The organism is Legionella lansingensis (assembly GCF_900187355.1).
In the GTDB taxonomy this organism is placed as follows: Bacteria; Pseudomonadota; Gammaproteobacteria; order Legionellales; family Legionellaceae; genus Tatlockia; species Tatlockia lansingensis.
On sequence record NZ_LT906451.1, the window covers coordinates 1,786,478 to 1,808,207 of the forward strand.

Sequence of the window (21,730 nt, forward strand, 5' to 3'; positions counted from 1 at the left end):
CGCAGATGATAAAAATTTCATCATAAGAATTTTCAAAAAAGCAGTATTAGCAAAAAATGGCTTATCTTGGGCGCATTACCGTCCCAGTTTAAATTTCAGCCTCGCTCGTTAGGTTATTCGTCATCCCCGCGCAGGCGGGGATCCATCCCGATTAAAGCCTTGCGCTACCCCAGAATGGATTCCCGCCTACGCGGGAATGACACAGTTTGACAAACGATCTCTTATTACTGGTTATGCAACGACGAAGTGATTATCTACAAAGAGACGTACCTACGAAGCAATCAAACTAAGCTCTTCTCGGGACTCAAAGTAATGAGCAACCATAGCATCGGTTACATCCTCCAGACGATCGGGTTGCCAGCGGGGGAATTTATCCTTATCGACCAGTAAGGCTCTTATGCCTTCATAAAAATCATGTCCATGCATGAAATGGCCAACCAAACCATAATCCATCATGACACACTCTGCCATGGATAAGGATTTGGCTTTTTGGATTTGAGCCAAAGTCACTTTAAGACTCAATGGGGCTTTAAGAGATAAATTATTTAACGTTGTCGTTGCCCATTCATCTCCTTTTGCCTTTAATGCAGCAAAAATTTCTTCCACCGTATTGTAAGCAAAACATTCATCGATGGCCTCTTGCTGATGCTTAATCGTAGCAGACTCTAAAGGCTTCGCGAATTTCTTTAAACATGCACTTACACGCTCGTGGGCATGGCTTGATAAATCCGTTTTGAGTAAGTCATTTATCAGTTCTGGAATCTGACTAGAGAGAACAACACTCTTAACCAACCCAAGAGCATAAGCATCCTGAGCTTGCAGACGATTTCCTGTGAGACCTAAGTAAATGCCGGTAAAACCAGGACAACGCGAGAGTAGATAGCTAGCTCCAATATCTGGAAAAAAGCCAATACCGGTTTCAGGCATCGCGAAAATAAACCGCTCTGTGGCAATAGGGTGTGACCCATGAAGGGAAATCCCTACCCCACCTCCCATGGTCATGCCATCCATCAGTGATATATAAGGTTTACTAAAACAATGAATATAATGATTCAGACGGTACTCGTGCCAAAAGAACTGCATCTGTTGCGGGTCCTGCGACAAACCAGTCTGATATAACCAACGAACATCTCCTCCAGCACAAAAAGCTTTCTCTCCCTCAGCTTGTACCAAAACAGCATGAACATCTGCATCCTTCTCCCACACGGATAACTGCTGCTGCAAAGCTTGGATCATTTCCAATGTTAAGGCATTCAATGCTTGCGGGCGGTTTAAGATAATCAAGCCAATAGAGCCTTCGCGAGCAAAAACAATATGTTCATGCATCGTCTACTCTCCTTTAAACGCAGGCTGACGTTTATTTAAAAATGCAGCAACACCCTCTTTTTTATCCTCACTAGCACAGACCGTAGCAAAATGAATCGCTTCCAGGTGCAACGCATCTGTTAAGCTCATGTCATAACCACGATCAATGACTTCCATTACACTACGAACGGCTAAAGGCGCCATAGACAAAACAGTATTTAGAATGCGTTTCCCTTCTTCAAGCAAAGCCCCGTGTTCAACCACCGCACTCACCAAGCCCCAATTCAATGCCGTTTCAGCGTTAATAAAACGTCCCGTCATACACAGATCCATTGCACGACCTTTGCCAATTAACCTTGCTAAACGCTGGGTACCACCATAGCCAGGAATAACACCAAGCTTTACCTCGGGCTGTCCAAATTGTGCATTGGTTGAAGCAATGCGTAAACTTGCTGCAATCGCTAGCTCACAACCACCACCAAAGGCAAACCCATTCACTGCCGCAAGCGATGGTTTACCTAGGGTTTCAAGTTGTCTAAAGACAGCTTGTCCTTCACAAGCAAATTGATAGCCGGTTTGTGCATTACATTCTGCCAAGCGTGAAATATCTGCACCTGCACAAAAGGCTTTTCCGGATCCCGTTAACAATAAGGCTTTAACTTGCGAATTGCCTTTAGCTGCTGAAAATATTTCTGCTAATGCGTGCAGTACTTCAGTGCTTAAGGCATTTAATTTTTCCGGTCGATTTAAAGTTAAGATAAGAATGCCATTACTATCTAATTCTTGTTCAATTAAATTCATGAAAACTCCTGTTATTCGATTAAATAATCTTCATCCAACGTTGCTTTAGCAATAATTTCACGCATGATTTCATTCGTACCTTCAAGTATTTGATGTACCCTCAGGTCACGGAAAATACGTTCAATCTGATAATCATGCAGATAACCATACCCGCCATGCAATTGCATCGCTTTGTCACTAATACGAAAAGCTACGTCCGTAGCTACTCGTTTAGCCATCGCACAATACATGGGGGCATGGGTATCGTTTTTATCCAAAGCATCCGCTGCTCGATACACCAGCAATCGAGCTGCCTCGAAGTCGGTTAGCATGTCAGCAAAATAGAAGCGTAACGCTTGCATTTGTGTCAAGGGTTTGCCAAATTGCTTACGTTCATGCATGTATTGCTGTGTCAGCCGCAAGCAGGCCTTAGCGCCACCTAAAGAACAAGCAGCAATATTTACTCGTCCTCCATTTAGAGCATTTAATGCAATTTTAAAGCCCATGCCCTCATCACCTACGCGATTGGCTACCGGTACTCGGCAATTCTCAAAATAGACCATGCAAGTCGGTTGATTACACCAGCCCAATTTTCGTTCCAATTTGCCAAAACTTAAACCGGGAGTATTTTTTTCAATAAGTAAACAGGAAATGCCATGATGGGACTCATCACCAGTTCTTACCATGCATAAATAGACATCGCTAACACTCCCGCCAGAAATAAATGCTTTCGCACCATCTAAGATGTAATCGTCACCGTCTCTGACCGCTCGAGTTTTTAAGGAAGCAGCATCAGACCCTGATTCAGGCTCCGTTAAGCAATAGCTCGCAAAGGCTTCCATGGAGGTTAATTTGGGTCCCCAGAACTTGCGCAACGATTCGTTGGCATAGCGATCAACTAGAGAAGTAACCATATTATGAATGGACAGATAAGCGCTGGTGCTAACACAACCCGTAGCGAGTTGCTCAAAAATGATTGCAGCGTCAAGACGTTTTAAATTTGCACCACCAACATCATCTGCCGCAACTATTCCAGCCATACCTAAACTAGCTGCTTCGCGCATCACATCAATGGGGAAATGATGATGTTCATCCCAAGCCGCAGCATTGGGCGCCAATTTGTTGCGGGCAAATTCAGCGGCCATATCTAGAAAAGCAAGATGCTCTTCACTGAATTTAAAATCCATAGCTGTCCTCAGTGATCAAAAATTTACATAGATAAATTAGGGCACGTCCCCTAAAGTTTCGCGCGGAGCGTAAATTTAGCCTCAATTTATCACTTTTGCACCCCCGCGATAACTTTAGGGACGTTCTCTATTTACGCTCAAGGTATAAAAAAGCTATTATTGCCAATTTTTCGCGTCCATGAAATAAAAATAAGAAAAAAACGTATGGAAACCATAGGACAACCTGAAAACCATCTGACAGAAGCGCTTCGTGTTCTAAAAGAATACTTTGGTTATGATACTTTCCGTCACCCTCAAGAAGAAATCATCCACGATCTAATTGCCGGAAACGACTTGCTGGTGTTAATGCCAACAGGAGGTGGCAAATCACTGTGTTATCAAATCCCTGCTCTGATACGTCCAGGCGTAGCCATTGTGGTTTCACCGCTTATCGCTTTGATGGAAGATCAAGTTGCCGCCTTGAAATCACAAGGTATCCGTGCGGCCTACTATAATTCATCACTAACCAGCATCGACGCAAGACAGGTTCTCAGTCAACTTCACAATAATGCATTGGATTTACTCTACATTGCCCCTGAACGGTTAATGAGCTCCTCTTTTCTGGAGCGTCTGCATGATTGCTCACTCGCCCTATTTGCCATTGACGAGGCACACTGTATCTCACAATGGGGACATGATTTTCGCCCGGAATATGCCACTCTCGGTTTATTGAAAACACAATTTCCTGAAGTACCTATGATTGCTCTAACAGCAACAGCAGATAAGCAAACGCGACGAGACATTGTGGAAAAATTAAACTATACCCCTAAGCATTTTATTGCCTCCTTTAATCGTCCCAATATCCACTATGCCGTGGTTATGAAAAATAATCCGCTAAAGCAACTACAGGCATTTTTAACAACACATGCGCAACAGTCAGGAATCGTTTATTGTGGCACTCGAAATGAAGTGGAGCGCGTCACGGTCAAATTGCAAGAGCAAGGGTTTAAAGCCAGAGCTTACCACGCTGGTCTTGCTCATCGTGAAAGACGTGAAGTACAAAATTTATTTCGTCACGACCACATTGATATCGTTGTCGCCACCTTAGCCTTCGGCATGGGTATAGATAAACCCAATGTCCGCTTTGTTGTTCATTATGATTTGCCCAAAAATATTGAAGGCTATTATCAGGAAACCGGACGAGCAGGTCGTGACAGCTTACCAGCTAAAGCTCTATTACTCTATGATCCTGCAGATAGTGGCAGACTACGTGGTTTCATCGCTGCAACCTCAAGCGAAATACAACGAAGGATTGAAGCAAACAAATTAAATCATATGCTGGCTTTTGCAGAAGCATCCCATTGTCGCCGTCAAATTCTTTTACGTTATTTTGATGAGCAAATGGATAATATTTGCGCAAATTGCGATGTTTGCGACAACCCGCCGCAAAGTGTTGATGCCACTGAAGACGCCCAAAAATTTCTCTCTTGCATTTATAGACTAAATCAAAGCTATGGCCTCACTTACACGATTGATGTCCTTCGCGGAAGCACAGCGGAGAAAATTCAAAAGGCCCAACATCAGCATTTGAGCACCTTTGGGATTGGCAAAGACAAATCGGCAGTTTACTGGAAACAATTAGCCTGGCAACTCATTCATCGTGATTTTTGCTCTCAGGATACCGCACATTTCAACGTCTTGCGTTTATCCAAAAAAGCCGTTGATGTCTTAAAGGGCAAAGAAAAAGTAATGCTTTCTCTTCCTACCGTCGAATTAAAACCCAAAACAACTAAAATCAAGGCCATGCGAGAGCATTTTGGGACAGAAAATCACCCCTTATTTGAAGCCTTGCGTGCTTTGCGCCGCAAGCTTGCTGATGAAGAAAATAAACCGCCTTTTATGATCTTCAGCGATATGACGCTGCAGCAAATGGCCCGAGACAAACCACAAAACCTCGATGAATTGCTAAACATTTCCGGCGTTGGTCAGCACAAGCTAAATCACTATGGCTTGCATTTTTTAAAGGTATTACGAGAATTTAAAGAAATGGCTTAGCCTTTTCTAACTTAATGAGCGTGACAACCTATTTTTAAATGAACCTGGTAGTAGCGACTCTTGTCCCCTTCGATGAAACCACGCGTTTCCATAACCTCGTACCAATCCAATTTACCATGGGCTTTAGCGGCTTGAGCAATAGCATTATTGATTGCTTCTTCAATTCCGTCTTCCGAAGTACCAACTAGTTCAACGATTTGATAAACGCGATTACTCATGTTCGCTCCTTGAATATTCTTTTTGCATATTTAACAACCAATTTTAGTCTAGACGAAATTTAACTATTTAACACAGAAATTAAATAATGGGTAGTCTTTAACTTGATTTTCAAATTTTTAATTTGCCAAAAACAAAAAACCGAATTACCGTGGCTTGACCACGGTATCCATGGTTTCTTGAGGATCGCTGGATACCGTGGTCAAGCCACGGTAATTTGATGGTCTAAAAAGTCAAGCAGTGATGAGTTTAATCTTATTAAATAGAACAAAACAATTCCACCGCTTGCCCGCAATGTATCGTCGCTTCAGTCCCTAAGGGGATAGGGAAATTGACGTAACCATGGCCGATACCATCTATTTTTACAACAGGAAGATTCACACTTTGCGCAAATCGACGCAGTACTGGCTCAATCAATGAAGAGCCGTCAGACTCTTCTCCGCCAAGAAAGTCGCCGAATACAATGGCCAAAACACCATTGAAAACCCCTGCTTGTCGCAAATGTTCCAACATCCGGTCAATTCGATAAGCCCGCTCCCCCACTTCTTCCAATAAAATAATCCTACCTTCCCCCTGCAACTGCCACTGGGTACCTATGCTGGCTTGAACCAACGTTAAGTTCCCACCAATGACTGTCGCATCGATAGCATCATTTCTTTCTGCTTGCGAATTCAAAGCCAACCCCTGGAACACCACTTTTTCGATATCACCAAATAAAATCGCTTTAACCGCAGCAATGGATTCGGGAGAGAACTTATCTGCCGCGAGAGCTCCATGAAGACTTGGCCATTGCCACTTTTGCTGCAAAAATAATTGCAGGGCAGTAATATCACTCATCCCCACAAAGAGCTTAGGCTCGAGTGGGGGTTGCATCTTACTCAACTCTGGAATAAGACGCATGCTGCCGTAACCTCCACGCGCACAAATAATTGCTTTTACTTCTGGGTTGTACAACGCTCGTTTAAACGAGGCAAAGCGAGCTTTATCATGATTAGCACACAATAAATCTTCACCAAAAATAGTGCTATCAACAATACAATTCAAACCCCAAGAGCACAATAGTTCTCGCAGATTGGTAAGTTGTTGGTCTGAACATCGTGACGCAGGAGCAATAATTTCAACCGTATCGCCTGATTGTAAAATAGGTAGCTTTCGCATTAGTGCAGTTCTCCTTGAGCTTTAGCAATCGCTTTGCGAATCATTTGCGCCTCTTCCGATTGCTCTGGAGCCAGTTTTAATAGCTGTTGCCAATAATTAATCGCTAACTGATAGTCATGACCCATAAAAGCATCCATCGCAAGCATCGCTAAGGCATCAGGCTGATTGGGATTTTTCTGCAATAAGTTCTTAAACAACGCTCTGATTGTGTCATTGAATTGCTGTTGATTAAGTTGCCAGAGGCTTTGTGCATAATTTACTATCGCCGCTTCATCACCAGGATTTAGTTGCTGTGCCTTCGCAAATGCATCACGCGCAGCATGCCATTCACCCTGACTCGCATAAAGACGCCCAAGCAAATACCATCCACGAGCACTGTCGGGATTAGCGTCCACGCTAGCCTTGAGCCTGTTTATCAATTGCGCGGGGCTTTTAATCGTTTGTAATACAGTTTGAATTCGCTTTTGTTTTTCTTGATTCTGCAGAAATCTCACCCAATCTGCCATCCCTCCCCACTGCCAATAAGTAATGGTCAGCCCAATAATTACCGTGGGTATCAAAAAATAAAAGCTCTTTTTTGATCGACGCAATGGATATAAAGCGATGGGTAAAGCCAAGAGTGTCAACAAGCTAAAGCAAACGAATAACCATTTATCCATTGGTACCTCGCCTTAAACAGGTACGCCAAAAGATCCCCAGACCCAGCAACAGAAATACCGCAGGACCAAACCATAATAATGCAGTTAAAGATTTTACTGGAGGTCTAAACAAGATGAAGTCGCCGTAACGATCTGTTAAATAAGCAATGATTTCTGTGTCTGTTTTACCTTCTTTAACCAAATTGTATACCTGGTCACGCAAATCTTTTGCAAGACTGGCATTGGAATCAGCCAGGTCTTGATTTTGGCAGACTAAACAGCGTAATTCTTTTAGCAAATGGGAAAACTGTGCTTCTTGTTTTGGCGTGTCGAGAGGATAAAAGCTGTTCGCATTGACTGCGGAAACAAAAAACAAGCAAAGCAAAGCTACCAGGTGAATCTTAAACTCAATCTTCAAGTTTTTAATGCTTGACTTTTTATAACTTCGAATTACGGTGGCTTGACCACGATATCCAGCGATCTTCGATGAACTATGGATACCGTGGTCAAGCCACGGTAATTCGGTTTTTTGATTTGTCAAATTAAAAAACTTGTAAATCAAGTTAAAATCTTTCATGCTTCCTCCCGTAACTGCTTGAGTAACGGCAAGACATCTGTATTCCATTCCTTTTCACTAAGAATGCCAACATGCCTGAAACGAATGATACCTTTTTTGTCGATTAAGAACGTTTCAGGAGCCCCGTAGACACCTAAATCGATTGCTACTCTCCCATCATGATCGGCACCAACGGCACGATAAGGATTTCCCCACTCCTTAAGCCAACGTTGAGCATTTTGGTTATCATCTTTGTAATTTAAACCGTAAATAGGTACACCTTGTTGTGCAAGGTGCATCAAGAAAACCTGCTCTTCGGTGCACGCCGCACACCAACTAGCCCATACATTTAATAAGGCAACCTGGCCTTGTAATAACTTTGGAGTAAATAATTGCTCGTTGTTTAACATGGGTAATTGAAAAGATGGTAAAGATTTACCCAGCTGGGCAGATGGTAACTTCTGAGGCTCCAAAGACAACCCTTTCCAAAGAAAACCCACCAGAACGACAAATACAAGCAAAGGAAGCGTACGCCAAATGCTCATACGGCCACCTCCTGAGCCTCAACTGTTTTTTGACGTCTTCGATAATACCGTCTATCAGCCAAAGCAAATAGACCACCCACGAGGATCATAAAACCACCGCCCCAGATCCAACGCACAAAGGGTTTATAATATAAGCGCACAGACCAAGCTTTATCATCCAGGGGTTCGCCTAAAGCAACGTAGATATCCCTAAAGGGACTAACATCAATGGCAGATTCCGTCATGGCCATTTGACCTACATTATAAATTCGTTTTTCTGGATAAATCATGTTGGTTTTATGATCGTGAGTGACTGCAAAACGAGCCCGTGCTCCATGATAATTTGCGCCTTTTAATGAAGATTCATTAATAAATTGGATGGTATAACCCGCAAGATTGGCTCTATCCCCAGGTGCCATTCTTACATCATCCTGGATACCATAATTGGTAGAGAGACTGATCCCAATCACCGTTATCGCCACACCACAATGAGCAAGCACCATACCCCAAAATGCTTGCCCCAGATTCAGGATGCCTCGTTGTTTACAGCGAGCAACAACGAATTTACATGTGCTTGCTATGACCCAAAACGACAAGGTCAATCCCAATAATGCGTAAGCATTAATTGACCCTGTGAATACATACAACAAAATAAAGGGCAAAATAACAACCATTAATCCCACCCCACGTAACCGCAGTGTCAGGTTTTGCAAACTATCCTTTTGCCAATGCACATGAATCCCTAATCCCATGAGTACCAATAAAGGAATCATTAAAGGTATGAAGACGGAATTAAAATAAGGTGCCCCCACAGATAATTTACCTAGACCAAGACCATCAATCAGGAGAGGATATACCGTCCCCATTAATACGGTTAGCATCATCACCACGAGAAAAACATTATTTAACAGTAAAGCACTTTCGCGAGAAATGGCTGCAGGAGTATCACGGCCTTGCAGTGTTTGCGCTCGCAGAGCAAATAACAGTAAGGATCCACCTATTACAAGCAGCAAGAAGCACAGAATATAAAGACCGCGTTTGGGATCCACAGCAAAAGCATGCACCGAGGTCAGTACACCGGAACGGACCAAAAAAGTACCAATCAGACTTAAAGAAAAAGCAGCAATGGCCAAAAGCAAAGTCCAAGCTTTAAATTGTTGTCGCTGTTCACTCACTGCCAATGAATGTAGTAAAGCTGTTCCGACTAACCAAGGCATAAAGGAAGCATTCTCAACAGGATCCCAAAACCACCAGCCTCCCCAACCCAATTCACGGTAAGCCCACCAACTCCCTAAAGTAATGCCGGTGGTTAAGCAACACCACGCGGCAAGCGTCCAAGGTCTTGTCCATTTGGCCCAAGAAGTCTCCATTTTGCCAACCCAAAGAGCAGCAATAGCAAAAGCAAACGCTACGGAAAAACCCACGTAACCCATATAAAGCATGGGTGGATGAAATAAAAAACCAGGATCCTGCAATAAAGGATTCAAATCACGGCCTTGTGTGTTCAGCAATTGAAATTGACGACCAAATGGATTTGACGTTGACAGCAAAAAAACAATAAAGCCGATGCTAACTAAACCAAGTATCACCAATACCCTGGCCCGCATATCACGCTCTAAAGTTGAGCTGAACAAACTAATCGCCAACATCCAAAAACTTAAAATGGCTACCCACAAGAGCATGGAGCCTTCATGCCCGCCCCATACCGCGCATAGTTTATAAAACCAGGGTAACGATATGCTGGAATTGCTTAACACGTAAGTAACACTAAAATCATCCTTTAAAAAACATACCGTCAGCGCACAATAAGCCAAAGCAACAAAGGCAAACTGAGCACAAGCATATAACGGCGCTGCCGCTATCCAATCAGCCTTATTTCGCCACAGGCCTACTGTTGGAATCACCGCAAGCAATACAGCAAAAAGCAAAGCCAACAATAAACAAAATAAACCAATTTCAGCTATCATGCGGGCGTTTTTTCTCCACTCTCTTTGGCTTTTATTAAAGCAGTCCTTACTTCCGGTGGCATATAATTAGCATCATGTTTTGCAAGCACTTCTGTGGCTTGAAAATGATGATTATCCGTCAATTTTCCAAGAGCAACGATACCCTGCCCTTCACGGAAAAGATCAGGCAAAATGCCGCGATAATTTACAGTGATCGTTTGCTTAAAATCCGTTAGTTTAAATTGTACGGATAAATCAGCCTTGGAACGAAGAATGCTTCCCTTCACCACCATGCCTCCCAAACGAATGGTATGCCCATAAGAGGCTTCTCCATTTACAGCTTGTGTAGGGGTATAAAACAGGCTGATATTTTGCCGTAAAGCATACAAGATCAGAGCAGTCACAACCATTAACACTGAGATGATGAATCCCAGGATCATTAACTTACGCTTACGAACTGGATTCATTCTATTGTCTCTTAAACCACTGGTGTAATTTTTTACGAACTCGCACACGCTGGGCTTTTACGATAAGAACATGTGTAATGAGAACACCACAGACCAGGGCATACGTTGGCCAAATATAAATTGCATACCCCCCCATAGCTAACCATCGCATAAACTGACTCATAGCTTCTCTACCTCCAGCACACGCTTTACCCAGTCTTGTCTGCGTTCGCGTAGCAATACTTCATTTCGGGCTTTATGCAAGATGACCCAAAAACAATAAAGAAAAAAACCAACAATCATCATTAATAGTGGCCATAACATTGGCATGGCAATTTTAGGTTTAGCAAATAGAGAGAGGGTCGCACCTTGGTGCAAGGTGTTCCACCAATACACGGAATAATGGATGATCGGTAAATCAACCAAACCAACTAACGTTAGAATAGCAGCGATCTTATCACCCTGTTCTTTGTCCTGAAAAGAGGTTTGGGTGGCCAAAATGGCCAGATACAAAAATAGCAAGATAAGTTCAGACGTTAAACGAGCATCCCACACCCACCATGTCCCCCACATTGGCTTTCCCCAGATACTACCTGTCACCAAAGCCAAAAATGCCATCGATGCCCCTAACTGAGCGACAAGACCAAGAATTAAACCAGCCATCTTAATCCGCCAGACGAGCAAAAGAACAGCTAAAAACCCCATCCAAGCGTACAAAGCCATCGATAGAAAAGCCGTTGGCACATGCACATAAATAATGCGAAATGCATCCCCTTGCTGGTAATCAGCAGGTGCAAAAACAAGTCCCCAAACCAAGCCGATGGCTAAAAATAATAATGCACTTAAGCCTAACCAACTCAACCAGGGTTTGCTAAGTTGATAAAACGTTTTAGGCGAAGCCATTTGATATAAAAATTTCCACATAGGGAATAATTGCTTCAGAAAAAGACAGAATTTTACCATCCTAGAAAAAGCAGTTGCAAGCGTAGCGAGGCTATTTATTGTATTAAAGATAGGCGCTTTTTTTATTATTTTTCGTGAAAGCAGTAGTCACCACTACGGTGAGCGAAAAATAATAAAAAAAGCGTCTAGATTCAATGCAGTAAGTAGCCGCAGTAGCTTGTAACTGCTTTTTCTAGGAGCAAGCCTTAATCAGCCAGGCTAATACGAATAACCGTTGCGATAGCAAAAGGGAGGAAACAGACAGCTAACAGTGAAATAGCTACCAAAATAGCCAGATAACCTGGGGCAGCAAAACCTTGCATAGCAGCAGTTAAACTACCACTACCAAAGATCATAATGGGTATAGTTAAAGGCAATAAAATCAAAGCCATCAATACCCCTTTCCCAGTACTGAAAGCAGAGGCTAATCCACATAGAAAAAGAATGGCAGGTGTTCCTGCAATTAAACTTATGACTAAAATCATAGTCTCATGAAGACTAAAATTGAATAAGAGCGCCAATAACGGGCAAAAGATAAGCATAGGGGTGATATTAAGTAGCCAATGCACCCACAATTTTGCACTGATAATAAGGGCCAACGGGTACCCTGAGATTAGCCATTGTTCTATAACACCATCCTCGTGATCCTGCTGAAATAAACCAGCAGAGGACAATAAGATAGCCAATAACATGGCTATCCACACAAGACCTGGTGCAACAATCCGCAGGATAGATAGTTCAGAGGGCATGGTCAGCGGGAAAAAAACTGTCACCATCAAAAAAAATAGCGCGGCATGTAGCAAGAGCCTTGGCTGACGAAGGTGTAAGAGGAGTTCGCGCTGGAATTGTCTTTTAAAAAGCACCGTCAAACTCATAAAACATACTCCACACAGTTTCCGGTGCTAAGCGGCAATGGTTGATGCGATGTGACAATCGCTAACCCTCGGTTATGAAGATGATTTTCAAGAATATCCATGAAAATTTTGACAGCCTTTGCATCTAAAGCGACGAGTGGCTCATCCAATAACCAGAGTTTGGCATCCGTCATCGCTGTACGTAATAATCCAACACGTCGACGCTGCCCCGCCGATAAGTGAGAGCACACTTCATTTTCAAAACCGCTCAATCCAAAACGCTCAAGTAAAGCCTCAAAATCAATGTCTTTTCGTCCCCAATGCATATCAAAAAGGCAATTCTCTTTCACGGTTAATAATTGATTTATCCCTGTGCGATGTCCCACAAAACAAAGCTTTTGATGATAAGATGTCAAGTCCTCATGGATCAGCCTACCTTGATAACGAATGTCCCCAGACAAAGGGCATAAAAGACCTGCGAGCAGTCTTAGCAAAGTGGTTTTACCCGCCCCATTACCTCCGCGCAAATGCAATAATTGTCCCTGTTGTAATGTAAATTCAACTTGATGAAGAAGCGGCTTGTCTTGGTAATCAAAAGAAAGCGCGGTGACTTCGAGCATAGGATTCACCTAGACCCTAAATTTAAAAAGGGCAGACTACCATAATTCACGGCTGTTATACATGGACATTGACTTTTAAAGGGGGAAGCGTAACTTACATTCAATATATGTTTTTACTCTTAGCTAAAAAAGGATTTAAAATGGTTTTACTGATAGAATTGGCCTTTTCAATCAGTCTTTTAGTAAACTCCCTGCTTTTTTTGCCCCAAATCAAAGCACTCTTGCAATGCAAATCCACCAAAGAAGTTTCATTGTTGACCTTTGCCGGTTTTAATGTGATTCAGTTATTTACCTTATTGCATGGTCTCATTAACCACGATTATCTTTTAGCAGGTGGGATTTTGTTAAGTTTTCTCACATGCGGCACAGTCACCTGGCTTATTATCTATTATCGATATCTCAAAAAGTAACCTCATTTCCTATTTTTCAATGAAGCTGATTGGAAGCACTTGCACCTCAAAGCCATCATGCGCATAATCGTGTATTTTCTGTAATTGGCAGTTAAGGTGAATGATGGAATTTCTCTCGGAATATGGTTTGTTTCTCTTAAAAGCGTTGACCCTAGTGATTGCTTTATTGTTGGCTGTCGCAGGCATTATAGTCTTGAGCCGTAAGGCTAAGCCCAAGCTTGAGATAACCTCACTCAATAAACAATATGACGAAACAAAGCAGCGCATGGCGCATGATATAAAAAACAAAAAAGCGGAGAAAAAGAAGAAAAGCAAGGATGAAAAGGCCTCACTTTATGTGGTTGATTTTCATGGCGACATTAAAGCCAGCCAAGCCGAGGAACTTCGCGAAGCGATCACCGCCATTCTCTCTATTGCGGAAGAAAAGGATGAGATTGTCGTTCGTCTGGAAAGCCCAGGAGGTGCTGTGAATGCTTATGGCTTAGCCGCCTCGCAATTACAGCGCATTCGAAATAAAAAAATACCACTAACCGTTTGTATTGATAAGATGGCCGCAAGCGGAGGATATTTAATGGCTTGTGTGGCCAATAAAATTATTGCCGCTCCTTTTGCCATCATTGGTTCTATTGGTGTCGTCGCCCAGCTTCCCAATTTCCACCGTTGGCTTAAGAAGAATGATATTGACATTGAATTGTTAACCGCTGGCGAATATAAACGCACCTTGACCCTATTTGCAGAAAACACAGAGAAGGGACGAAAGAAATTTCAAGAAGAGCTGGAAAATATTCATCAAGTATTCAGAGCCTATGTTTTGGCAAACCGACCACAATTAGATATCGATCACGTTTCTACGGGCGAACATTGGCTAGCTAAAGATGCCTTTGATTTAAAGCTCGTTGATGAATTGAGTACAAGTGATGATTATCTTACTGAAAAAATGGCTGATTTTAATACCTTTAAAATTACTGTTCATGGCAAAAAATCGTTGGTGGAAAAGCTGATGAAACCAGTGATGAAGTTGCTTCATCCGTGGGCTTAGTCATCTCTTCCAACCACCACATGACAAATCATGACAAACGCCAAACCAATCAGGCCGCCTAGGATCACATGGGTGATGCGTTCAAAAGCAATAATTGTTGAATTGCTGATAACAACGGCGGCTATGGCTACGGCGGTGCAACGTAAGAAATAAGCGACGACATAACGATGAAAGCCAATCAGGGTTAAAAAAATAAAAAAAGTTATTAGCGTTAAATCAAATGGTGTATTGGGGATAAATTGTCCTAGAAGGATGCCCAGAGGCACTCCCGTCAAAACGCCTTGTAAACGTTGCCTGAATTTTGTTGGCGTGGTCAGAATATTTCCCGTCACCACACTTGCAGCTCCCCAGATCATCCATTGTGGGTTACCCAGTTGAAAAAATTCAACTAAAAATGTCGAAAAACCCACAGCCAAGATCATGGCCATGACGCTATCTAAATAAGAGCCTCGCTCACCAAAATTATTCAACACCGATAATTGCAATGGATAATATTTTTCCCCTTCTTTTAAGACCCATTTGAGTTGATCGATTATTGCAAGCCCCAGCGTTGGTAGCAAAGCACTAAAAAGGTAGAATAAAAACGCTGACGGGGTGGCAGTGTTCGCTGTTTCTCTCATTTCAGTAGCCAAAAAAAGTGCAGGGATAAAACACCAACTCGCAAGTGATCGTAACTTATCTCCCTTCGTAGTAATCCAAATAATAGAAGACGCAAACAGAGCGCACGTAAAAACAAAGAAAACGGGGTAGCCCTCCATAAGCAGCAATAAATAGAAGCCCAAAATTATCGCCAAACCATGCAAAAGAACACCCAAAACAGTGAATTTAAGTTTTTCCTCAATGATCAAGGTTGACATAGTCAGAATGGATGATTGTAGCCAAAGGGGGTTCTTTGTTAGCAAAAAAAGGTAGGCAAAAGGCAAAAGGACAATGGTCCCACGCATGATGGACCAATATTTAATTTCATCTATTATCGTAATGAATGACATGGATTTACAAAGCCCAGATGATCACAGTTCCCAAGTTTAGTTCATTTCGAACTTGATTATTTACTAAAATAGCTAAAGTCGAGATATAATTAATAAAAATCACAGCAAAAAATATTAACAGGGAGTTAATGATGAGCGACCTCAAATCAAAATTACCCGATTTTAAGGAAATAACCTCCATGGCGGGCAAGCTTTTTAAAGATGTAAAGCAAAGTGTTACTGAAATTATTTCCGATTATAAGAAAAAACGTGAACAAGAGGCTCAAGATGTAACGACCTCCAAACCTGAAAGCACCAAGAAAGATGAAGAGGTCATTATAACTACAACCAAAAAATCACCTGAAACAGGAGAAGAAGAAGTAGCAACTGTAGCTACCACCAAAAAAACAAAGTCTGCTAAAGAGAAGAAAGAAGCCCCCCCCGAAACAAAAATGCCCGAATAATAGACCTCTTTCCAAACTCGCTGAGGAGAGCGAAGTGCGAGGTTTGGAAAGAGGTCTAATAGGGATTTCCTTACAGAATGTATTAAGCACGTTGGGGGCGTATTAATCCGTATTTGCGCATCTTTTCAACCAACGTAGTACGCCGCATGTTTAAATAATTAGCTGCATGGGCCACTACCCAATCCGATTCATGCAATGCCTGACTGATGAGTGCTAGCTCTGTCTTCACCAAATACTCTTTTAGATCAATCCCTTCCTCTCCTAGAACTGAATCAGGATTTAGCATGTCTAATAAAGTCTCACGCTCACTACGCAGGCTTCCTGGATGCAGTGCTTTGCTATCTTTCCTAAACCTGCGGGGTAAATCAGTCACATCGACGATGCCATTTGGGAATAAAATAGATAAACGCTCTACTAGGTTTGCTAATTCACGCACATTACCCGGCCATGCATAACTACTCAAAGCTTCAAGGGCTGCTGGCATCAGCCGTACACTGGGTCTATTTTCACCTTCAATTCTTGAAATTAACTCATTGACTAGTAAAGGCAGATCCTCGCGTCGAGCCCGTAAAGGTGGCATATCAATAGGAAAAACATTTAAACGGTAGAAAAGGTCTTCACGAAACTTCCCTTCTTCGATGGCTTTTTCAAGATTTCGATGAGTAGCGGCAATGATTCTCACATTCACTTCGATACTCTTATTGCTTCCTACGCGTTCAAAACAGCGTTCTTGTAGCACACGCAGTAACTTTACCTGCATTGCTAAAGGCATATCACCGATCTCATCAAGAAATAAGGTGCCACCATGGGCTAATTCAAAACGGCCTTGTCGGGAGGTAATTGCTCCAGTGAAAGCTCCTTTCTCATGGCCAAATAATTCACTTTCCAATAATTCAGGAGGAATGGCACCACAGTTAATAGGAATAAACGGTCTATTATAGCGTGAAGAAAAAGCATGGATATTTCTTGCTATAACTTCCTTACCCGTTCCAGATTCCCCAAGAATGAGAACACTGGCTTCAGTATCTGCTACTTGTGCGATAAGTTTGCGAACCTGACGAATTGCCTCGCTATTGCCTACTAAACTACGAAATAAGGGAGTGCGCTTTTTATTGTTCTCCTCAGCCAACGCCGTTTCATGTGCAATCTGACATTTGTGCAGAGCTTCAAGCATTTGCGCATAACTGAAGGGAAAACCAAGGCAAGCCAGAACATTAGCGGAAGCATAATAGGTCTCTGGCAGCGGGGCATCAACAAGAATAATGGGTAATTTCGGAGCAATACTTCTTACCTCAGCCAGAAATTCCAAGGTATCTTCATGCGAAAGCTTCGCCCCGATTAAAATCGCGTGCGCATTTTTGTAAGGAAAACTACGCCAGTCAGCATAATTTGCAAGGAGACCGTCTTCACCAACAAAATTTAAAATGGTACTGAGCTTATGACGACGTTCTTCATTATCATCGATGATGAGAATGGCTTCATTGCGGTCCATAACCCTATCCCTACTACGTGTCCATCTTATCTAATTTGAGTATTGGTTACCGAGTCAGACCCTGTCAAATAAATGACGAAATTTTTTATAAGCGTCATAAAACTCGATCTTAAGTTTAATTTGATAAATCCAAAAAAGCTGAATTACCGTGGCTTGACCACGGCATCCATGTCAAGACTGACATGATGGACCCCGCGGTCGATGCCGCGGGGATTCGAAATTGCTTAACTTAACGGCAGTGACCCGAAGAGATGGCACAGTTTGGTAAACATTCTTGATTTAACGATAGCAATCGATGTAGGTAAAAGCATTACACAGAACACCAAAGCATAGCTTTTGATTACCTATCGCCTTTGTCGCAGCGATGTTTTTCTGTATCTCGAAGTTCTTCACATTCAAATAGCCCATGCGACGACAAAAAGAAAATGCCGCTTTGCGACCACATCCATGACGACCATCATAACACCAAGCAACACGATAATTATTAAAACGGGGATAGACAAAACGTCTTAAGCGGTAATGCCAAGTTTTAGGAGGAGTATGTGACATTTTAGCAACACAGCGGATGGTTTTAAAACCATTGCAGCGCCAACCTTTACAGCGTGCATTGCAGAAAAGGTAATTCGTCAATCCAACATTATTATCAATCACTTGCTGATCAGCATAGGCATAGCCCATGAGCTTACAATAGCGTGTCGCTAACTTTAGTCCACATTCTTTCCCATCAAAACTACAGTAATTCAAACGTTCGCCATGATACTTTGGCATCCAAAAATTTCTATAAATATTCTTCTCGTTACGAGCACCAAAGCTAACAGTGCTTACAAGCAGGCAGGTCAATGTACACAACATTACCATTCTTGAAAAAAAAACCATTATTACAATCCATTAGCACTTTTTATGACATGTTAGCTTATGGCCGCTCGCAAAAAAAGAGGTAAGAAGATTATCATCACATGAACTACAGTTAGGATGCGTAGCCTGGCTGCTTGCAGCCAGGGATCTTCTATACCTTTCCCAATCACAGTTTAATCGCACTCGGTTAGAAGATTATCATCACGTGAACTATAGTTAATTACATATTGGCTTCTATTGATTCTAATGGCAAAAAAACAACCACAAGGTTTATTAAAAGAGACTTTTCAATCCAGTAAAAGCGCTTACCTGTATGTCGGTTTTTTTAGTCTCTTTATCAATATCCTCATGTTGACCGTGCCTATTTACATGATGCAGATTTTTGATCGGGTTCTATCTAGCCACAGTTACGAAACATTATTTTATTTAACTTTGATCGCTGTTCTTGCCTTGCTAGCTCTAAGTTTATTAGATGCCGTTCGTACACATATCCTTATTCATATCAGTACCTGGTTTGATAGGAAAGTTACTCCTGTCGCCTTAGCAATGAGCCCGGATCAGCTCTTACAAGGTAACCCCTATCCTGAACAAACATTACGTGATATAGCCACCATACGTCAGTTTTTGGGGGGTAGTTCTATTTTTACTTTTTTTGATGCGCCTTGGGTTCCGATTTATCTTCTTGTTATTTTCTTAATCGATCCTATCCTCGGTATTTGTTCAACTATAGGCGCTATTATTTTATTTGCTTGTGCTTTGATTAATGAATTAGCAACGAACAAAGCATTAGAAAAAGCAAATGACATAGCCATTAGCAATAATCTTGAAACAACAGCCACTTTGCGTAATGCTGAAGTTATTCAGGCGATGGGAATGTCAATTCCCTTAATAAAGCAATGGTATGCAAATAACGAAAAAGTTCTTTTATTTCAAACCAAATCAAGCCAAATATCAGGCAATATTTTATCCTTCAGTAAGTTTCTTCGCCTTAGTTTACAGATTTTAATCCTGGGTGCAGGTGCCTATCTTGTACTCACTCATGAGATCACTTCAGGTATGATGATTGCAGCATCAATCTTGATGTCGCGTGCACTTGCGCCTGTAGAACAGGCCATTGCTGCCTGGAAGCAGTTTCAAAGCTTCCAATTAGCGAAAAAGCGTCTTGAACCTCACTTCTTATTTAATTCCGGCAGAACTTCTGGCTTAAGGTTGCCTAAACCTAAGGGGGCTATCTCTATTGAAAACGTATACTACTCTCCCCCAAACCTACAAAAATTTATTATCAATAATGTCAACCAGCAAATTAGAGTAGGTGAAATGGTCGCCCTGATTGGTGCATCAGCGGCAGGGAAATCAACGCTTGCTCGGCTTATTGTCGGCATATTAAAACCAAGCTCTGGTACAGTAAGACTTGATAATGCCGATGTTTACCAATGGGAGCGTGATGATTTTGGCCAGCATGTTGGTTATCTACCACAAGACATCGAGTTATTTGCCGGCACGGTGAAAGACAATATTGCGCGTATGGGAGAGGTGGATGACGCTGCAGTTATAAAAGCTGCGCAACTCGCAGGCTGTCACGATATGATTTTGCGTCTCGGTAATGGCTACGATACGTTGATCCACCGCGAAGGATTTCAAATATCAGGAGGACAGCGACAACGCATCGCCTTGGCCAGGGCTTTGTATAAGGATCCACAATTGGTCGTGTTCGATGAACCAAACTCTAATCTCGACGGCGAAGGAGAAAATGCGCTCATTAATGCTCTGGAGACTTTGAAAAAACGCGGAGTCACGGTGATCATCATCGCTCATCGTCCCAGTATCATTCGTTTTGTCGACACCATCATTGTCCTTAATGAAGGTAAGGTGCAATTCTCAGGACCACGGGATCAAATTTTAGCGAAATTACGCGAGCTCGCAAAAACCTCTATGCCCAAACCGCAAGAAGGTATTAGTCATGGATAAACTGTCTCATCAACTGCCACCTGTAGCAGAAAAACCAATTATCACAGTACCGATGATCTTTGGTTTAGTCATTTTACTTGTTTTTATAGGGGGTTTTTTCGTCTGGTCCGTTTTCTTCCCATTGGATTCAGCCGCAGTATCTGAAGGTAAATTTATCGTCGAATATCAACACAAAACAATTCAACATCTGGAAGGTGGGATTATAGCCAAAATTTACATTACAGAAGGTTCTGTGGTGAGACAAAATACTCCTCTTATCAAACTAGACGATACGCAGGCCAAAGCTTCTTTGGAGGTACTCCAAGGTCAAGTTTGGGAGAATCTAGCCGCAGAGGCACGTATTTTTACCGAATTAAACAATAAACCAAAAATTGATTTCCCAGATGAATTAATGAAGGTCGCAAACAATCCAAAAGTAAAAAAAATTATTGCTGGTCAAGAAAATTTGTTCACAGCCAATGAAAACACCTTCGAAGGTCAAAACAAGGTTCTTAACCAACGCATAGATAAATTTAACCAAGAAATAGCCAGTCTGCAGGCACAAGTAACTTCTGAAACTGAACAATTAAAGCTAATCAATGAAGAGATTGAAGCAGTTGCCTATTTGGAAGCACGTAAACTGATTGATCGTCCTCGTTTGCTGGCTCTAAAACGCGAGGCAGCAAGACTAATTGGTAACCGAGGAGAGCATTTGGGACAAATTGCCAAAACGCATCAGGCCATCGGTGAAACCAAATCTCAAATTTATACTCTAGAAGAGAACCGTCGCAAAGAATTACTTGAAGAATTACGTGACACGCAACAAAAATTAGCCGACCTGTGGGAAAAATTAAAAGCAGCCGAAGACGTTCTTAAGAGAACCCTCATCCTTGCACCACAAACAGGTACGGTAATCGGCTTAAAAAAACATACCATTGGTGGTGTGATTAGCCCAGGTCAGGATATTCTGGATATTATTCCTTCTGAAGATAAATTAATCATAGAAGCGGAAATAGACCCTCTTGATATCAACACTGTTCGACCGGGTTTACCGGCAAAAGTTCATTTAATCGCTTATAAACAACGATATACGCCCACCCTTGAAGGGACAGTAATTCATGTTTCGGCTGATATCTTCGAAGATGAAGCCACCCATAAAAAATTCTATAAGGCACGCATTGCATTAAATAAGGATGAGTTGGCGAAACTACCTCATGTGTCTCTCTATCCCGGAATGCCTGTGCAAGTCATGATAATTACCGAAAAAAGAACCGCTTTTGATTATCTCATCGCGCCTATTAGAGATAGTTTTCGTAATGCATTTCGTGAAGAGTAAAAAAATCCCGAGA

23 protein-coding genes are annotated in these 21,730 nt (G+C 42.1%); 6 read left to right on the forward strand and 17 right to left on the reverse strand.

What is annotated here, in order from left to right; all coding sequences use genetic code 11:
• Positions 1 to 270: 270 nt before the first annotated feature.
• Genes CKV79_RS08140 through CKV79_RS08150 form a run of 3 tightly spaced genes read right to left on the reverse strand, consistent with a single transcriptional unit; the run spans position 271 to position 3,272 of the window.
• Positions 271 to 1,326 (reverse strand): enoyl-CoA hydratase/isomerase family protein, encoded by a 1,056-nt coding sequence (locus CKV79_RS08140; protein ID WP_028374311.1) that lies wholly within the window; start codon positions 1,324 to 1,326, stop codon positions 271 to 273.
• A gap of 3 nt (positions 1,327 to 1,329) precedes the next feature.
• The gene (locus CKV79_RS08145; protein ID WP_028374310.1) at positions 1,330 to 2,106 is read right to left on the reverse strand and encodes an enoyl-CoA hydratase/isomerase family protein; all 777 of its coding nucleotides are present in this window, start codon (positions 2,104 to 2,106) and stop codon (positions 1,330 to 1,332) included.
• 11 nt (positions 2,107 to 2,117) lie between these two features.
• A complete protein-coding gene (locus CKV79_RS08150) occupies positions 2,118 to 3,272 on the reverse strand; it encodes an acyl-CoA dehydrogenase family protein (RefSeq protein ID WP_028374309.1) in 1,155 nt (384 codons plus the stop codon).
• Between the two features lie 204 nt (positions 3,273 to 3,476).
• Here CKV79_RS08150 and recQ point away from each other — a divergent pair, with 204 nt between their 5' ends.
• Positions 3,477 to 5,306 carry a DNA helicase RecQ gene (gene recQ, locus CKV79_RS08155; protein WP_028374308.1) on the forward strand — a complete coding sequence of 610 codons (1,830 nt, stop codon included), beginning with the start codon at positions 3,477 to 3,479 and terminating at the stop codon, positions 5,304 to 5,306.
• 11 nt (positions 5,307 to 5,317) lie between these two features.
• Here the strand turns inward: recQ and CKV79_RS08160 are convergent, their stop codons facing one another.
• From CKV79_RS08160 to ccmA, 11 genes are all read right to left on the reverse strand, one after another.
• Positions 5,318 to 5,524 carry a dodecin gene (locus CKV79_RS08160; RefSeq protein WP_028374307.1) on the reverse strand — a complete coding sequence of 69 codons (207 nt, stop codon included), beginning with the start codon at positions 5,522 to 5,524 and terminating at the stop codon, positions 5,318 to 5,320.
• 256 nt (positions 5,525 to 5,780) lie between these two features.
• Complete coding sequence (locus CKV79_RS08170; protein ID WP_028374306.1) at positions 5,781 to 6,680, reverse strand: S66 peptidase family protein; 900 nt, start codon at positions 6,678 to 6,680, stop codon at positions 5,781 to 5,783.
• Positions 6,680 to 7,339, reverse strand: coding sequence for a tetratricopeptide repeat protein (locus CKV79_RS08175; RefSeq protein WP_028374305.1), 660 nt, complete (start codon positions 7,337 to 7,339; stop codon positions 6,680 to 6,682). The genes CKV79_RS08170 and CKV79_RS08175 overlap by 1 nt, the downstream gene beginning before the upstream one ends.
• The gene (locus CKV79_RS08180) at positions 7,332 to 7,718 is read right to left on the reverse strand and encodes a cytochrome c-type biogenesis protein (protein WP_231950251.1); all 387 of its coding nucleotides are present in this window, start codon (positions 7,716 to 7,718) and stop codon (positions 7,332 to 7,334) included. Before CKV79_RS08180 ends, CKV79_RS08175 begins: the two co-directional genes overlap by 8 nt.
• Before the next feature lie 173 nt (positions 7,719 to 7,891).
• Positions 7,892 to 8,419 (reverse strand): DsbE family thiol:disulfide interchange protein, encoded by a 528-nt coding sequence (locus CKV79_RS08185; protein WP_028374303.1) that lies wholly within the window; start codon positions 8,417 to 8,419, stop codon positions 7,892 to 7,894.
• Complete coding sequence (locus CKV79_RS08190) at positions 8,416 to 10,365, reverse strand: heme lyase CcmF/NrfE family subunit (protein WP_028374302.1); 1,950 nt, start codon at positions 10,363 to 10,365, stop codon at positions 8,416 to 8,418. The genes CKV79_RS08185 and CKV79_RS08190 overlap by 4 nt, the downstream gene beginning before the upstream one ends.
• Positions 10,362 to 10,811 carry a cytochrome c maturation protein CcmE gene (gene ccmE / locus CKV79_RS08195; RefSeq protein ID WP_028374301.1) on the reverse strand — a complete coding sequence of 150 codons (450 nt, stop codon included), beginning with the start codon at positions 10,809 to 10,811 and terminating at the stop codon, positions 10,362 to 10,364. The genes CKV79_RS08190 and ccmE overlap by 4 nt, the downstream gene beginning before the upstream one ends.
• A 1-nt stretch (position 10,812) precedes the next feature.
• The gene (gene ccmD / locus CKV79_RS08200) at positions 10,813 to 10,974 is read right to left on the reverse strand and encodes a heme exporter protein CcmD (protein ID WP_028374300.1); all 162 of its coding nucleotides are present in this window, start codon (positions 10,972 to 10,974) and stop codon (positions 10,813 to 10,815) included.
• Positions 10,971 to 11,714 carry a heme ABC transporter permease CcmC gene (gene ccmC, locus CKV79_RS08205; protein ID WP_028374299.1) on the reverse strand — a complete coding sequence of 248 codons (744 nt, stop codon included), beginning with the start codon at positions 11,712 to 11,714 and terminating at the stop codon, positions 10,971 to 10,973. Before ccmC ends, ccmD begins: the two co-directional genes overlap by 4 nt.
• 224 nt (positions 11,715 to 11,938) lie before the next feature.
• On the reverse strand, positions 11,939 to 12,607 hold the full coding sequence (locus CKV79_RS08210) for a heme exporter protein CcmB (protein WP_051546311.1): 669 nt from the start codon (positions 12,605 to 12,607) through the stop codon (positions 11,939 to 11,941).
• Positions 12,604 to 13,206 carry a cytochrome c biogenesis heme-transporting ATPase CcmA gene (gene ccmA / locus CKV79_RS08215; RefSeq protein WP_028374297.1) on the reverse strand — a complete coding sequence of 201 codons (603 nt, stop codon included), beginning with the start codon at positions 13,204 to 13,206 and terminating at the stop codon, positions 12,604 to 12,606. The genes CKV79_RS08210 and ccmA overlap by 4 nt, the downstream gene beginning before the upstream one ends.
• A 140-nt stretch (positions 13,207 to 13,346) precedes the next feature.
• On the opposite strand from ccmA, the gene CKV79_RS08220 reads away from it, so the two are divergent.
• Together CKV79_RS08220 and sohB are read left to right on the forward strand one after the other, a co-directional pair.
• Positions 13,347 to 13,616 carry a PQ-loop domain-containing transporter gene (locus CKV79_RS08220; RefSeq protein ID WP_028374296.1) on the forward strand — a complete coding sequence of 90 codons (270 nt, stop codon included), beginning with the start codon at positions 13,347 to 13,349 and terminating at the stop codon, positions 13,614 to 13,616.
• A 103-nt stretch (positions 13,617 to 13,719) separates the two neighbouring features.
• Positions 13,720 to 14,655, forward strand: a complete 936-nt coding sequence (gene sohB / locus CKV79_RS08225) for a protease SohB (protein WP_028374295.1) — start codon at positions 13,720 to 13,722, stop codon at positions 14,653 to 14,655.
• Here the strand turns inward: sohB and CKV79_RS08230 are convergent.
• On the reverse strand, positions 14,652 to 15,644 hold the full coding sequence (locus CKV79_RS08230; protein WP_028374294.1) for an FUSC family protein: 993 nt from the start codon (positions 15,642 to 15,644) through the stop codon (positions 14,652 to 14,654). The two genes, sohB and CKV79_RS08230, sit on opposite strands and share 4 nt — an antisense overlap.
• A gap of 179 nt (positions 15,645 to 15,823) precedes the next feature.
• Here CKV79_RS08230 and CKV79_RS13825 point away from each other — a divergent pair, with 179 nt between their 5' ends.
• The gene (locus tag CKV79_RS13825) at positions 15,824 to 16,087 is read left to right on the forward strand and encodes a hypothetical protein (RefSeq protein ID WP_169837463.1); all 264 of its coding nucleotides are present in this window, start codon (positions 15,824 to 15,826) and stop codon (positions 16,085 to 16,087) included.
• Between the two features lie 82 nt (positions 16,088 to 16,169).
• On the opposite strand, the gene CKV79_RS08240 is transcribed toward CKV79_RS13825, so the two are convergent.
• Together CKV79_RS08240 and CKV79_RS08245 are read right to left on the reverse strand one after the other, a co-directional pair.
• Entirely contained in the window at positions 16,170 to 17,579 is a 1,410-nt protein-coding gene (locus tag CKV79_RS08240; protein ID WP_028374292.1) for a sigma-54 dependent transcriptional regulator, read from the reverse strand.
• A gap of 279 nt (positions 17,580 to 17,858) precedes the next feature.
• Entirely contained in the window at positions 17,859 to 18,347 is a 489-nt protein-coding gene (locus CKV79_RS08245; RefSeq protein WP_231950073.1) for a hypothetical protein, read from the reverse strand.
• A gap of 333 nt (positions 18,348 to 18,680) precedes the next feature.
• On the opposite strand from CKV79_RS08245, the gene CKV79_RS08250 reads away from it, so the two are divergent.
• Both CKV79_RS08250 and CKV79_RS08255 read left to right on the forward strand, forming a co-directional pair.
• A complete protein-coding gene (locus CKV79_RS08250) occupies positions 18,681 to 20,402 on the forward strand; it encodes a type I secretion system permease/ATPase (protein ID WP_051546306.1) in 1,722 nt (573 codons plus the stop codon).
• Positions 20,395 to 21,717, forward strand: a complete 1,323-nt coding sequence (locus tag CKV79_RS08255; RefSeq protein WP_051546303.1) for an HlyD family type I secretion periplasmic adaptor subunit — start codon at positions 20,395 to 20,397, stop codon at positions 21,715 to 21,717. The genes CKV79_RS08250 and CKV79_RS08255 overlap by 8 nt, the downstream gene beginning before the upstream one ends.
• The last annotated feature ends 13 nt before the right edge of the window (positions 21,718 to 21,730 follow it).